Genomic DNA, 13058 nt, shown 5'->3' on the forward strand with positions numbered 1-13058 from the left:
CCCAAGCGCCCTAGCCAATCCGACGGTTTTTCAGTAGGCCAACCTGCGGCTTTACAGCCCTTTTGATCTGGCACAAAATTCCGCCTTATCTGATGTAGATCACCGGCCGACCTCGATCACGATCTTGCCGAAGGCACCGTGCCCGAGATGAGCGAAGGCTTCGGGCACTTGATCGAAACCGTAGGTGTGATCGATTACCGGCTCGATGCCGTGGCGGTCGATCATGGCAATCAGGTCTTCCAACGCCCGGCGCGGCCCCACGGAGATGCCGATGATGGACGCCCGCTTGGCCAGCAACGCCATGACCGGGGCAGTCAATTGATCACTCTCCAACAAGCCGATCACCGAGATGCGACCGCCGTTGGCTACCGCGTGCAGGGAACGCGTGAGGTTGTCACCGCCGGCCATTTCCAGGATATGTTCGGCGCCACGCCCATCGGTCAGCGCCTGCACCGCCGTGTGCCATTCCGGTACCCGGCTGCGGTTGATGCCATGGGTGGCACCCAGCTCGATGGCGCGCGCAATCTTTTCATCGCTGCTACTGGTGATGATAACGCAGGCACCATTGGCCGCTGCCAGTTGCACCGCAAACAGCGAGACGCCACCGGTGCCCTGCACCACCACGGTATGTCCGGCGTGCAGGTGGCCCAGTTCGAACAGCGCCATCCACGCCGTCAAGGCGGCCACTGGCAAGGTGCTGGCCTGCCCGGCGGTGAGGCTGAGGGGCGCATGCACACACCATTCGGCAGGCGTTGCCACGTACTCGGCGAGCATGCCGGGGAGCGGGCCTCCCTGAGGCGGCGCTTCACTCCAGGACAGCGGAGCGCCATCGACCCACCCGGCAAAAAACGTCGACAGCAGCTTGTCGCCCACCTTGAAACGCGTAACGCCCTCGCCCACGGCGACCACCGTCCCCGCCATGTCGGAGGCAGGCGTGAACGGAAAAGTGAGTTCCGCCCCCATGCTGTTATCCACCACTTCACCGTCGCGATAATTGAGCGAGACGGCCTCGACGCGCACCAGCACTTCCCCCGCCTTCGCGGTGGGGCGTGGCACGTCGGCAAGGCGCAGTGTGTGCAGTCCCAGTGCAGGTATTTCCCAGCGTTTCATGGTGTCGATCATCTTGGTATTCCTCGTGAATGGGCAATGCCACAAGGATATGGGCCTGGCCTCACGGGATTAAGGGGGCGCCGGCTCCACTGTCTACGGAGCTTTTGTTCCGCAATCGGGATAAGGTAGCCAGGCCTCGCCTCAGCCAAACCGGAGCCTCGATGGACAGCCTCAACACCCTGAATGTTTTTGTGCAGGTCGCCGAAACCCGCAGCTTTGTCGCCGCCGGGCGCGTACTGGGGGTGACGGCCTCGGCGGTCGGCAAGAGCGTGGTGCGCCTGGAGGAACGCCTGGGTGTGCGCCTGTTTAACCGCAGCACCCGCAGCGTCACGCTGACTGCCGAGGGCGAGCTGTTCCTGGAGCGCAGCCGGCGCATCCTGATGGAGATCGACGAGGCCGAAGCCGAGCTTTCGCAAACCGTGTCGGCGCCCCGTGGCCGGCTCAAAGTCAGCCTGCCGCTGGTGGGCCACCCGTTTCTGCCGGTGCTCGCGCAGTTCAAGAAGACCTACCCCGAGGTCGAGCTGGACCTGAGTTTTACCGATCGCCGCGTGGACGTGGTAGAGGAAGGTTACGACGCCGTACTGCGCAGCGGCGAAGCACCCGACTCGCGCCTTACCTCGCGCCTGCTGGGCGGCTATCGGATGCTGCTGGTGGCGTCACCGGCTTACCTGGCCGAACGCGGTACGCCGCAACAGCCGGAAGACCTGGCCCACCATGCATGCATCAAATTCCGCTATCCCAACACCGGCAAGATGCAACGCTGGCCCCTGGGCCAGGACGGTGCTGAGCCCGATTTCCCGCTGCCCGCCGCGATGGTCTGCAACAACCTGGAAGCGCGCATCTGCTTTGCGTTGCAGGGCATCGGCATCGCTTACCTGGCGGATTTTGCCATCCGTGAATGGCTCGACAGCGGGCAGTTGGTGCCGGTACTCAAGGACTGTTCGGAAGCGGAGAACTTCCGGATCATGTGGCCCTCGGGCCGGCATCCAACGCCAAAGCTGCGGGTGTTTATCGACTTCCTGCATGCCCACCTGTTTCCCGAGGATGGAGCTGGCAGCACCCGTGCAGACTGCCGGCCCAAGCCCTGATCAGGGTGCTTGCTCAACGTCAAACTGCTCCCGGGAACGCCTGAACTCACCGGCGTTTTCCACCACCCAGGTCCACAGCGGAATCATGTGCACCAGCAGTTGTTTGCCCAGCTCCGACAGCTGGTATTCGACCTTGGGCGGCACCTCCTGAAAGTCATGGCGCAACACCAGGCCGTCGCGTTCCAGTTGGCGCAAGGTGCGCGTGAGCATGCGCTGGGTGACGCCCTCCATGCGCCGGCCAATCTCGGCGTGACGCAGTCGCCCGTTCACCCCCAACAGGTGCACGATGCCCAGTGACCAGCGGTTTCCCGCATGGGTCAACACCTGGCGCTTGAGTCCGTCTTCATCGGCGCTAAGGGCGTCGCAGGCGGCTTGTGAACGCCTGATGATCTCGTCGTTATCCACCTTCTACTCCCGGTATCACTGGTGTGCCTTCTTATGCGCGGTCGGCAATTCTGCAAGCATGGCACGACTTTCACCTGAACCGAGAACCCTATGACTGCTTCGATTCTTGTACTGGGCGCCGGCGAACTGGGCCTGGCGGTATTGCGCCAATTGTCACGCCTGGCCGCCCCGAAAAACGTGCCGGTCACCGTGTTGCTGCGCCCCGCCACACTGAACGCCACCGACCCCGCCAAACAAAAGGAAATCACTGAGCTGCGCGCCCTGGGCATCGAGCTGCTGGCCGGTGATTTGGCCAACGACTCCGAGGCTGAACTGGCAACGGTGTTCGCCGACTATCACACCGTGATCAGTTGCATCGGTTTTGCCGCCGGCGCCGGTACCCAGCGCAAACTGACCCGCGCCGCCATCGCGGGCGGTGTGAAGCGCTACGTGCCGTGGCAGTTCGGTGTGGATTACGACGTGATCGGCCGCGGCTCGGCCCAGGACCTGTGGGATGAACAGCTCGACGTGCGCGACTTGCTGCGCGCCCAGCAAGGCACGCACTGGGTAATCGTCTCCACCGGGATGTTCACCAGCTTCCTGTTTGAACCGTCCTTCGGCGTCGTCGACCTGGCGCAAAATACCGTGCACGCACTGGGGGACTGGGACACCGCCGTCACCGTCACCACCCCGGAAGACATAGGGCTGCTGACCGCGCGCATCCTGTTCAGCGAACCGCCGATCGCCAATCAGGTGGTGTACACCGCCGGCGACACCCTGACCTATGGCGAGCTGGCCGATACGGTGGATGCGCAACTGGGTCGCACGCTGAAACGCGAACGCTGGTCGGTGCCCTACCTGGAGGCCGAACTGGCCGCCGTGCCCGGGGACAACCTGATGAAATACCGGGTGGCCTTCGCCCAAGGCGACGGCGTGTCCTGGGACCCCGCCATCACCTTCAACGCGCAACGGCAAATCGCCGTGACCAGCGTTGCCCAGTGGATCGGGCAGAACCTCAAGGCACCGGCAACCACCCGCTGAACCGCCCCTGCCCATCCAGCGCGCACCAGGCGAAATCCCCGGGCGGCGGCGGCAACGTTGGCAGTTGCCCGCCACAGCCCGGCTTCCAGTCCACCACCGGCAGGGGCGAACCTTGCCAGGCCACGACCACGCCCCGGGCCTGGCTGGAGTCATCACTGACCCAGCGGGCCGCTGCCGCCGTCATGAACGCTTCGATGGGTTCTTCATCGATCTGCGTGCGATACACCGAACCGAGCAACCAACGGCACACACTCACGTGATAGGTCCAGTTCAGCGACGGACGGTTGCGGTACGCCCAGGTCATGAAACTGCGAAACAGGTTCAGGCCCTCTGGCGGGTCGAGCTTGAGCAAGCCGGGGCAGATGTCGAACAAGGTGTGCCAGTACGGCAGCAACCGTGCGTCCAGGTGGACGAAACAGCGGGCATTACTCGGGTATTCGACAGACGGCAACAATACTTCGCCGCGTGTCGGACGGCGCGACGCCTTGCTGACCAGGCGGGCAGCGCCGGAAGGCAGGATAGAGCTCATGGAACGCACTCACACTCGTGACGATAGAACGCCTCCTGGTAACAGGAAGCCCGGGGCACACGTCAGAATGCAGGGGAAGCGCGAGGGTTGGCCGAGGGCCAGGAGTAACGCGGAGGGGCCTTGTTGCGCCGCTCATGGGCCGGGCGCGGCTTTTGCCCAAGGCCCAACAGCCAGGCCAGGCCAAACAGGAAGACGATGCCCAGGGTCACGGCGGAGCACACCGGGCACGCGAAGAAGTTCGACCAGCTGCTGGCCGTCGGGTTGCCAAGGCCTGAGTCCGAGGCCGGCGCCTTGGTGCCCAGGCTTGAACAGAATTGCCCACCCAGGCCGTTGAGCTCCAGGCCCATCATCTGCCCATGGCCCAAACCACAGACGAACACATTGAACAGGACGCAAAAATACAAGGTCCAGGCAATGAGTGAACGGTCCGGGCGGGTCAGTTTCATGGCGGCGACTTTACCACTCCCCCTGTAGGAGCTGTCGAGCTTTAGCGAGGCTGCGATGCAGGCGCCGCGACCTTGCAGGGGCACCGAAGCGATACCTTCGCAGCCTCGCTAAAGCTCGACAGCGCCCACATTTGGCCTTGCCCTGCCACACCTGTGACAGAACGTCGCAGATTACGCCCGCAGGCAGGGGTTGTTAGAATGCCACGCTCTCCTCGCCTGATTTAACGCTTCGTGGTACCCAGGCGCTTCACAGGATGCACAGTTGATGAGTACGTTATTCACCCGCCGCAAGGTCCTCACCGGCATGGGATTGCTGGGCCTGGGCCTGCTGGCCGGCTGTGACAACAGCCCGAAACTGAACTTCAAGTACGGCAAGGATCTGAGCGACAAGATCATGGGCCGTACCTTCAAGCTCAAGAACACCGACGGTGAAACCGTCACCTTGAGTTCCTTCCGCGGCTTGATGCCGGTGGTGTTCTTCGGCTTCACCCAGTGCCCGGCCGTGTGCCCGACCACCCTGGCACGCATGGCCCAGGCGAAAAAACTGATGGGCCGCGACGGCAAGATCATGCAGGTGGTGTTTATCACCCTCGATCCCGAGCGCGACACCCCCGAGATTCTCGACGCCTACGTCAAGGCCTTCGACCCGAGCTTCAAGGCGCTGTACGGCACCCCGGAAGAAATCGCCGTGGCCGCCAAGGAATTCGGGATCTTTTATGAAAAGATCCCCGCCGGCGACAGCTACACCCTCTCCCACACCGCCACCAGCTTTGTGTTCGACACCCGGGGCACCCTGCGCCTGGGCCTGTCCGCTTCGCTTAACGCCAAAGAGTGCGCAGAAGACCTGCTCACCGTCATGGAGGTCTGCTAATGACTGCCGTTCAACACTTCAAGCGCATCGCCCTCGGTCTCTCCCTGCTGGGCCTCGCGGCACACGCCAGTGCACAGGCAGTGGTCACCGACGCCTGGGTACGCGCCTCGGTACCGGGCCAGCCGTCCAGCGGCGCCTTCATGACCGTGACGGCCGACACCGACAGCAAACTGCTCAGTGTGGCGTCGCCGGTCGCCAAGACCGTGCAGATTCATGAGATGACCATGAAGGACGACGTGATGCGCATGGGCCCGGTGGATTCGGTGCCATTGCCGGCCGGCAAGGCCGTGAAGCTCGACCCGGACGGTTATCACGTGATGCTGATCGACCTCACAGCCCAGATCAAGGAAGGCGACCAGGTACCGCTGACCGTCACCGTGGAAAATGCCAAGGGTGAAAAGCAGCTGATTGAAGTCAAGGCCGAAGCCCGTGCGTTGAATGCGATGGAAACGATGGATCACAGCAAGATGCATTGATCGCCGTTACTTGTGGTGAGGGGGCTTGTCCCCGTTGGGCTGCGTAGCGGCCCCAAAAAAGCGGGAGCGCTGCGCACTCCAACGGGGGACAAGCCCCCTCGCTACAGGACAAGCCCCCCTCACCACAGCGAAACACCCTCATATTTAAAACCTCTCGCCTCAACACTTTCTATATATTTTCAATCTGCAAAACAACTCGTTAGCCTGCGCAAGCCGGACGCGTCTCCCTGTCGCCGTCCGGCCAAATAATTCTAAAAACAAGCAGCAGACAACGGGAATAACAATGAACAAATCCCCCATTACCCTGGGACTGACTTCGGCCACCCTCGGTTTGACCCTTGCCTTCCCTACCTTTGCCGAAGCTGACTTTTTCAAAGACAGCAAGGCCGACCTCGAATTTCGCAACTTCTACTTCAACAGCGATTACCGCCAGCCCAACGCGAGCCAGTCCAAACGCGATGAGTGGGCCCAAGGGCTGATCCTCAATTACCAGTCGGGTTATACCGAAGGCCTGGTGGGCTTTGGCCTCGATGCCATCGGCCTGCAGGGCCTGAAACTGGACTCCAGCCCCGACCGTCAAAACACCGGCCTGCTCCCCGTGGGCGAGGACGGCGCGCCGGACAGCTACAGCCGAATGGGCGCCACGGCCAAGGCGCGCATCTCCAAAAGCGTGCTGAAATTCGGCACGTTGATCCCCAAGCTGCCGACTGTGCTGCCCAACGACGGCAGGCTGCTGCCCCAGACGTTTCGCGGCACCCAACTGACCAGCCAGGACATCGCCGGCCTGACCTTCGACGCCGGGCGCCTGACCAGCAACACCCTGCGCAACGACAGCGGCCATGCCGACATCGAAGTCGATGGCAAAGGCATCAAGGGCGCCGTGCCCAGCGATAAATTCGACTTCGCCAGTGCCAGCTACGCCTGGACCAAAACCCTCGTCACCGGCTACCACTACGCCAACCTCGAGAACAACTACAAGCAGCACATCTTCAACCTGGTCCACACCCTGCCGTTGGGCGACGCCCAGTCGTTCAAGACCGACCTGCGATACGCCGACTCCAGCAAGGAAGGCAACAGCAACATCGACAACCAGGCCTTCGGCGCCAAGTTCACCTACAGCATCCATGGCCACTCGTTCGGCGCCGCCTACCAGCGCATGAAAGGCACCACCGGCTTCCCCCACCTGGACGGCACCGACTCCTACCTCGTGAACTACGTGATGATCTCGCCGGACTTCGCCAACCCCGAGGAAAAGTCCTGGCAGGCCCGCTACGACTATGACTTCGCCGCCCTCGGCATCCCCGGCCTGACCTTCATGACCCGCTACCTCAAAGGCGACAACTTCGTGCGGACTCGCACCCTGGAAGGCACCGAGTGGGAGCGCAATACCGATATCGGCTACGTGTTCCAGAGCGGTGCCCTGAAGAACCTTGAAGTGAAATGGCGCAATGGCACGTATCGCAGCAATGGCAGCGGCAGCGATATCGACCAGAACCGCTTTATCGTCAGCTACACCCTGCCCTTGCTGTGATTTTTCCCGGAGCGTTGCACATGAATACCAAAAAAAGCCTGATCCACCTGGCCGTCGCCCTTGCCCTGTTCAGCAGTTACGGCGCCTACGCCGCCGACACCGGTGCGCTGCCCTGCAAGACCACCGAAGAGTGCGCGGCCCAGGCGGCCAAAGTCGGCGCCACGCCGGGCTCTTCGCAAACGGCCCACAAGGCCAAGGGTGACCCGACCCAAACCCAGTTCGCCTGGCTGAACCGCATCAACAAAGCCTCGATCGTGATGCTCACCGAAGAAGGCATCGTGAAACCGGACATGGGCCACAAGATCGCCGGCGGTGTACGTTTTGCCATCGACCAGGCCGACCAGCCTGACGGCAAACGCCCGGAAGACGTGCTGCAACTGGAAAAAATCATGACCGACAAAATCGGTCCGGAAGCCTCCCTGATCCACTCCGGCCGCAGCCGCCAGGACATGCTCGCCACCTACCGCCTGGCCAAACTGCGCTCACAGGTATTGGCCTACAGCGACGCACTGAACGCCACCCGCCAACGCATCCTGAACATCGCCGACAAGAACATCGACACCCTGGTGCCCGCCTACACCAACGGCGTGCAGGCGATGCCCATCAGCTATGCGCATTACCTGCTGGCGTTCGAAGCCGCGTTTGACCGTGACGGCCAGCGCATCCGGGAACTCTACACCCGCCTCAACCAGAGCCCGATGGGCACCGCGGTGCTGGCGAACTCCGCCTACCCGCTGAACCGCGAACGCCTGGCCGAGTTGCTGGGCTTTGACGGCGTGCGGGAAAACTCCCTGGACTCGAGCCAGGTGTCGACCTATGACATCCCGATCGAAGCGGCCAACCTGGCGGCGTCTTCGGCGATCCGCATCGGCGCGATGATTGGCGATATCCATACCCAATACCATCAGATCCGCCCATGGCTGCTGCTGGACGAAGAGTCCACTTACACCAGCAGTGCAATGCCGCAAAAACGCAACCCGGGCTTGTTGATGCGCACCCGCGAATCGGCCTCGGATGTGGTGGGCCTGGCGCAAACCGTGACCTTGCGCGCGCATAACGTCACCACCGGCATGACCGACTACAAGTTCGCGTTTGATTCACTGGGCCTGTTCCAGTCCACCGACGAGATGTTCAAAAGCATGGATGCCGTGCTGGACGCGCTGCAAATCAACCCGCAGCGTGCGCTGGATGAACTGGAGTCGGAGTGGACCACCTCGATGGAGCTGGCCGACACCCTGGAGCGTCAGTTCAAGGTGCCGTTCCGCATTGGCCACAGCTTCGCTTCGTTGATCGTCACCGAGGCGCGCAGCAACGGCACCACGCCGAAGACCTTCCCGTATGCGGACGCGCAGAAGCTGTACACCCAGGCAGCGGACAAATACAAATGGACACCGAATGCCTTGCCGCTGGATGAGGCGGGTTTCCGTGCGGCGCTGTCGCCGACGACGATGGTCAAGACCCGTAAAGGCACGGGTGGGCCGCAGCCGGAAGAGGTCAAGCGGATGTTGGTGGAAGCGCGCAAGAACCTCGACGCAGACCAGAGCTGGTTGAAGGAACGACGTGAGAAATTGAAAGGTGCGGAAGGCAATCTGGACAAGGCCTTCGACAAGTTGCTGAACGCCAAGGGCTGAAATGCAATCTGAATGTGGGAGCGGGCTTGTGTGGGAGCGAGCAAGCCCGCTCCCACATTTGACCGAGTATGGGGCTGGACATTGTGTTTGGCTCAGTGACTCAGCTCCCGCTTCAATACCTCACGATCAATCGCCACCTGCCACCCGCAAATCGCCAGGCACGCCACACAATTGCCCAGCACATTGGTCAACGACCGACACTTCATCAGCCGCTCCACCCCCAACAACAATCCCACCCCTTCCAGCGGCACCAGTTGCAGGATGTTCAACGTCGCAATCAGGGTAAACAGCGCCGAGCCCGCGACGCTGGTGGACCCAAGCGAGGTGAACAGGCAGATCACCAGCACCGCCAGCAACTCGGGCACGGCAATCTCCACACCAGCCAGATGCGCCAGGAACATGATGGCGGTGGTCAGGTAAATGTTGGTGCCCGCCAAATTGAAGGTATAACCGGTGGTCAGCACCAGGCGCACTAATTGGCGATCACAGCCCAACGCCTCAAGTTTGCTCACACAACCAGGAAGTGCAGCCACTGACGAGCCGGTAAACGTCACCAACAACAACTCTTCTTTCAAGTAAACAATGAGCCGAGTCAATTTAACGCCGAGCAGGCGTGTAATCGTGGCGAACACTAAAATAACGAAAACGGCGCACGCCAGATAAATAACCACAATGAACTTCAAGAGCGGCAACACCGAACTTAAACCGTACTTTCCCACCACAAATGCCATCGCACCGAACGCCGCCAACGGTGCGAATTTCAAGATAACCCGCAGCAGCCAGAACAACCCGGCGACGGCTGCTTCCAGCCAGCCCAGGCAGCGGTTGCCGACTTGGCCGCCCCGCCCCAGCATCAGCCCGCACAGCACCGCCACCAGCATCACCTGCAGCACCAGGCTTTGGGTGAACACCTTGTAGAGACTGGACGAAATCGAGGTCATCGACAGCTCGTGCAGCAGTGTTTCCGGCGCGACGGGCGGTGTCAGGTGATCAAAATCCAGGTTGGCCACCGCCCCATGATCGAGGTTGAACAGCCACCCCGTCGCCATCCCCAGCAGCAGCGCGGCCAGGGACATCAGCTGAAAATACAGGACAATTCGGCCCACGACGTGCCGGTGGTGGGGTTCGCGCTTGATCCCGGCGACACCGGTCGATACCAGCACAAACAACAGAAACGGCATCAATAACCCGACCACTTTTATAAAGGTGTCACTGAGCAGTTTCATCTCAACCGCGACACCCGGATAAAACAGCCCTAACACCATGCCAAGTGCAATGGCAATCAAAATAGGCAGGGTGGCGTTATTGAAAAATCGGCTCGACATCAATGCTCCATGGTCTTTTTATTTATTGTTATTGTCGGATCAGGCCACTTTCGGCATATTGGTCGCCAAGGCGCATCAGGCCACAAATAATAAAGTCTTGTCACGGGATATACCACCATGGAACTTCGCCATTTACGTTATTTCATCATGGTGGCCGAAGAGCGACATTTCACCCGCGCCGCCGCCCGCCTGAACATGCAGCAACCGCCCCTCAGCCAACAGATTCGCGCTCTGGAGCAAGAGCTGGGGTTCGACCTGTTCAAGCGTCACCCCAAGGGTGTCGACCTGACCGCCGGCGGCCTGGTGTTTCTCGATGAAGCGCGGATCATCCTCGCCCGTGTCGAGCAAGGCTCGCTCAAGGCTGCCCGCGCCGCCCAGGGCATCGAAGGCACCCTGGTCATCGCCTTCACCAGCTCCGCCGCCGCCCACCCGCTGATCCCACGAATCATCCGCGCCTACCGCGAGCAATACCCCGGCGTGGAACTCTCGATCAACGAAGGCAGCGCCCGGGAAGTCACCGAAGACACCATCGAAAAACGCATCGACATCGGCATCCTGCGCGCCCCGGTGGGCGACCACCAGAGCCTGACGTTCCACCGCCTGCTCAACGAAGAAATGCTGCTGACCCTGCCCGTCGGGCACCCGTTGCTCAAGGGTGCCGAGCCCAAGATCACCATGGCCGACCTCAAAAACGAACGCTTCATCCTGGTCCGCCGCCCCGGCGCACCGGGGATGTACGCCAACCTGATCAAGGCCTGCCAGAACGCCGGCTTCGAGCCGAAGATTGCCTTTGAAGTGGAACGCATGCTGACCAACGTCAGCCTGGTGGCCGCCGGTGAGGGCATCTCGGTGGTGCCGGCGTCGATGCGTGATGTGCACCGCGAGAGCGTGGTGTACTGCCGGATCAGCGATGCGCGACCAAGGTTGCTGGCGCCGATCACCCTGGTCAGGCGCACGTTCAATCCGTCAGCGCCGTTGCAGAACTTCATTGGGTTGGCGCGGGAGTTGGCGGGGGTTTACCGCAAGGGGTGAGGGCCGATAAAACGTCAATCCACCACAAACAACTTCGCCCCGATGGCTGTGGATGAGCGATGTCCCTCCATGTCGTTGCCCACCTGGTAACTCATCCCGGCCGTCAGCGTGAACTGCCGGCCGTCCTCCAGCTCGGTGTGCAACTCGCCCTCCAGGCACAGCAGGATATGCCCGCGCCAACACCAGTGATCGGCGAGGTAACCGGCGCTGTATTCGACCATGCGCACGCGGGTTGAACCGAACTGGCAGGTGCGCCAATACGCGCTGCCGGTTTCGCCGGGATGCAGCACCGGTTCGAGGGTCGACCAGTCGGTGGTGCCAAAGGGAATTGCGGTCAGGTTCATGAGGGTCTCGGCGGTGAATGCAGATGGTCAGAACCTACTGAACAGGTGCGCACAGCGATAGAGACAGATCCACTGCATTTGCGGGATACAGTATCCTGCACCCTCCTCCGCATGGACGCCCGTCGATGAAGATCGATCCATCCTTTGTTGTGCATGAGACCGAGCATTGGCTGCTCAATCATCACCTGTCATCCGCACTGCCGGGCTACCTGATGCTGGGTGCCAAGGTGCCGGCCCACTCACTGGCGGACATGCCCGAGGCGGCGCTCGCAGAGCTGGGTGGGTTATTGGCCAAAACCCAGCGAATCATGGAGGCGCAACTGCAGCCCAAGTGGCTTTATATCAGCCGGTTCGGGCATATGCCGGGCTTCCCGCTGCACTTTCATTTCATTCCGGTTTACGAGTGGGTGGAAGCGTTGTTCTGGGGGGATGAGCGCTATCGGGTGTTGCAGAGTTTCGGGGTGCCGCAGGAGGCTACCGACGGAGCCGAACTGACATTTTTTATCTGGCGAGAGTTTGGTGAGAGCCCTACTCCACCGGCGGTACAAGGTCCCGCTGTAGACGAGGTGATCAAGCGTTTGCGTGGGGCATTCAAGACATGACCTGTGGCGAGGGGGCTTGTCCCCCGTTGGGCTGCGCAGCAGCCCCAAAACAGTCACTGAGTTCTGCCTGCAAGACCGCAGTCGCCTTATTGGGGCCGCTTCGCAGCCCAACGGGGGACAAGCCCCCTCACCACAGCAAGCCCCATCGCCACAGTTTTTTTTGGGGTGTCAGTGCGAACGGTACAGGTGTTTGCGCATCGGAATACACGCCAGTTGCAACCCCGATGGCGAATGGTAAATCGCCTGTTCGCTGCCCACATAGCCGTGTCGCCGGTAAAAATCCGCCGCGTTCAACGTCGCGTCCAGGATCACCTCCTCGATCCCCAATTCCCGCGCCAGCGCCTCCAGATACGCCACCATCTGCTTGCCAATCCCGCGTCCGGTAAACCCGGGCAGCACGAACAGCGCACCGATTTCGTTGTTCGCCAGGTCCAGCATGCCGGTAGCCACCGGCTCACCGTTGATACATCCCAGGTAAAAATGCTTGTCCATCAGCGTGTCATAACCATCCTCGGCGCAGCCCCGGGTCCACAGCATCATCTGTTCCGCCGTATAGGCGCCGATGCATTGGCTGCGTATGGCCAACAAGCGAATATCAAACGCGGTCTGTGCATCGTCCTGCGTGGCGCGTCTTATCTCGAGCATCTG

Annotated in this window: 15 protein-coding genes; 8 read left to right on the forward strand and 7 right to left on the reverse strand. The window is 61.4% G+C overall.

All coding sequences use genetic code 11. The annotated features are described in order from the left end of the window. Nucleotides 1–99 precede the first annotated feature (99 nt). Entirely contained in the window at nucleotides 100–1122 is a 1023-nt protein-coding gene (locus JFV30_RS15090; protein WP_201124469.1) for a zinc-dependent alcohol dehydrogenase family protein, read from the reverse strand. A gap of 149 nt (nucleotides 1123–1271) precedes the next feature. On the opposite strand from JFV30_RS15090, the gene JFV30_RS15095 reads away from it, so the two are divergent. After that, a complete protein-coding gene (locus tag JFV30_RS15095) occupies nucleotides 1272–2198 on the forward strand; it encodes a LysR family transcriptional regulator (protein WP_201124470.1) in 927 nt (308 codons plus the stop codon). Here the strand turns inward: JFV30_RS15095 and JFV30_RS15100 are convergent, their stop codons facing one another. Beyond that, nucleotides 2199–2603, reverse strand: coding sequence for a winged helix-turn-helix transcriptional regulator (locus tag JFV30_RS15100; RefSeq protein WP_010171762.1), 405 nt, complete (start codon nucleotides 2601–2603; stop codon nucleotides 2199–2201). Nucleotides 2604–2693: 90 nt separating this feature from the next. Here JFV30_RS15100 and JFV30_RS15105 point away from each other — a divergent pair, with 90 nt between their 5' ends. After that, the gene (locus JFV30_RS15105; RefSeq protein WP_201124471.1) at nucleotides 2694–3623 is read left to right on the forward strand and encodes an aromatic alcohol reductase; all 930 of its coding nucleotides are present in this window, start codon (nucleotides 2694–2696) and stop codon (nucleotides 3621–3623) included. On the opposite strand, the gene JFV30_RS15110 is transcribed toward JFV30_RS15105, so the two are convergent. Then, on the reverse strand, nucleotides 3598–4152 hold the full coding sequence (locus JFV30_RS15110; protein WP_201124472.1) for a putative natural product biosynthesis protein: 555 nt from the start codon (nucleotides 4150–4152) through the stop codon (nucleotides 3598–3600). The genes JFV30_RS15105 and JFV30_RS15110 overlap by 26 nt on opposite strands. Nucleotides 4153–4214: 62 nt before the next feature. Beyond that, nucleotides 4215–4598: a DUF2946 domain-containing protein gene (locus JFV30_RS15115; protein ID WP_201124473.1), complete on the reverse strand. Its 384-nt coding sequence runs from the start codon at nucleotides 4596–4598 to the stop codon at nucleotides 4215–4217. Between the two features lie 265 nt (nucleotides 4599–4863). Between JFV30_RS15115 and JFV30_RS15120 the strand changes: the two genes are divergently transcribed. From JFV30_RS15120 to JFV30_RS15135, 4 genes are all read left to right on the forward strand, one after another. Beyond that, the gene (locus tag JFV30_RS15120) at nucleotides 4864–5469 is read left to right on the forward strand and encodes an SCO family protein (protein ID WP_010171770.1); all 606 of its coding nucleotides are present in this window, start codon (nucleotides 4864–4866) and stop codon (nucleotides 5467–5469) included. Further along, nucleotides 5469–5945 (forward strand): copper chaperone PCu(A)C, encoded by a 477-nt coding sequence (locus JFV30_RS15125; RefSeq protein WP_201124474.1) that lies wholly within the window; start codon nucleotides 5469–5471, stop codon nucleotides 5943–5945. Before JFV30_RS15120 ends, JFV30_RS15125 begins: the two co-directional genes overlap by 1 nt. 283 nt (nucleotides 5946–6228) lie before the next feature. Next, entirely contained in the window at nucleotides 6229–7476 is a 1248-nt protein-coding gene (locus tag JFV30_RS15130) for an OprD family porin (RefSeq protein WP_010171774.1), read from the forward strand. Between the two features lie 20 nt (nucleotides 7477–7496). Beyond that, entirely contained in the window at nucleotides 7497–9107 is a 1611-nt protein-coding gene (locus JFV30_RS15135) for an argininosuccinate lyase (protein ID WP_201124475.1), read from the forward strand. A gap of 92 nt (nucleotides 9108–9199) precedes the next feature. Here JFV30_RS15135 and JFV30_RS15140 read toward each other — a convergent pair whose 3' ends face one another. Further along, the gene (locus tag JFV30_RS15140; RefSeq protein ID WP_201124476.1) at nucleotides 9200–10432 is read right to left on the reverse strand and encodes a cation:dicarboxylate symporter family transporter; all 1233 of its coding nucleotides are present in this window, start codon (nucleotides 10430–10432) and stop codon (nucleotides 9200–9202) included. A gap of 117 nt (nucleotides 10433–10549) precedes the next feature. On the opposite strand from JFV30_RS15140, the gene JFV30_RS15145 reads away from it, so the two are divergent. Next, nucleotides 10550–11464: a LysR family transcriptional regulator gene (locus JFV30_RS15145; protein WP_169388794.1), complete on the forward strand. Its 915-nt coding sequence runs from the start codon at nucleotides 10550–10552 to the stop codon at nucleotides 11462–11464. A gap of 14 nt (nucleotides 11465–11478) precedes the next feature. Here the strand turns inward: JFV30_RS15145 and JFV30_RS15150 are convergent, their stop codons facing one another. Beyond that, on the reverse strand, nucleotides 11479–11808 hold the full coding sequence (locus JFV30_RS15150; protein ID WP_169388795.1) for a DHCW motif cupin fold protein: 330 nt from the start codon (nucleotides 11806–11808) through the stop codon (nucleotides 11479–11481). Nucleotides 11809–11933: 125 nt separating this feature from the next. Between JFV30_RS15150 and JFV30_RS15155 the strand changes: the two genes are divergently transcribed. Beyond that, a complete protein-coding gene (locus JFV30_RS15155) occupies nucleotides 11934–12410 on the forward strand; it encodes an HIT family protein (protein ID WP_201124477.1) in 477 nt (158 codons plus the stop codon). 168 nt (nucleotides 12411–12578) lie between these two features. Here the strand turns inward: JFV30_RS15155 and JFV30_RS15160 are convergent, their stop codons facing one another. Then, nucleotides 12579–13055: a GNAT family N-acetyltransferase gene (locus JFV30_RS15160; RefSeq protein ID WP_201124478.1), complete on the reverse strand. Its 477-nt coding sequence runs from the start codon at nucleotides 13053–13055 to the stop codon at nucleotides 12579–12581. Nucleotides 13056–13058: the final 3 nt, after the last annotated feature.

The organism is Pseudomonas sp. TH32, assembly GCF_016650855.1.
In the GTDB taxonomy this organism is placed as follows: Bacteria; Pseudomonadota; Gammaproteobacteria; order Pseudomonadales; family Pseudomonadaceae; genus Aquipseudomonas.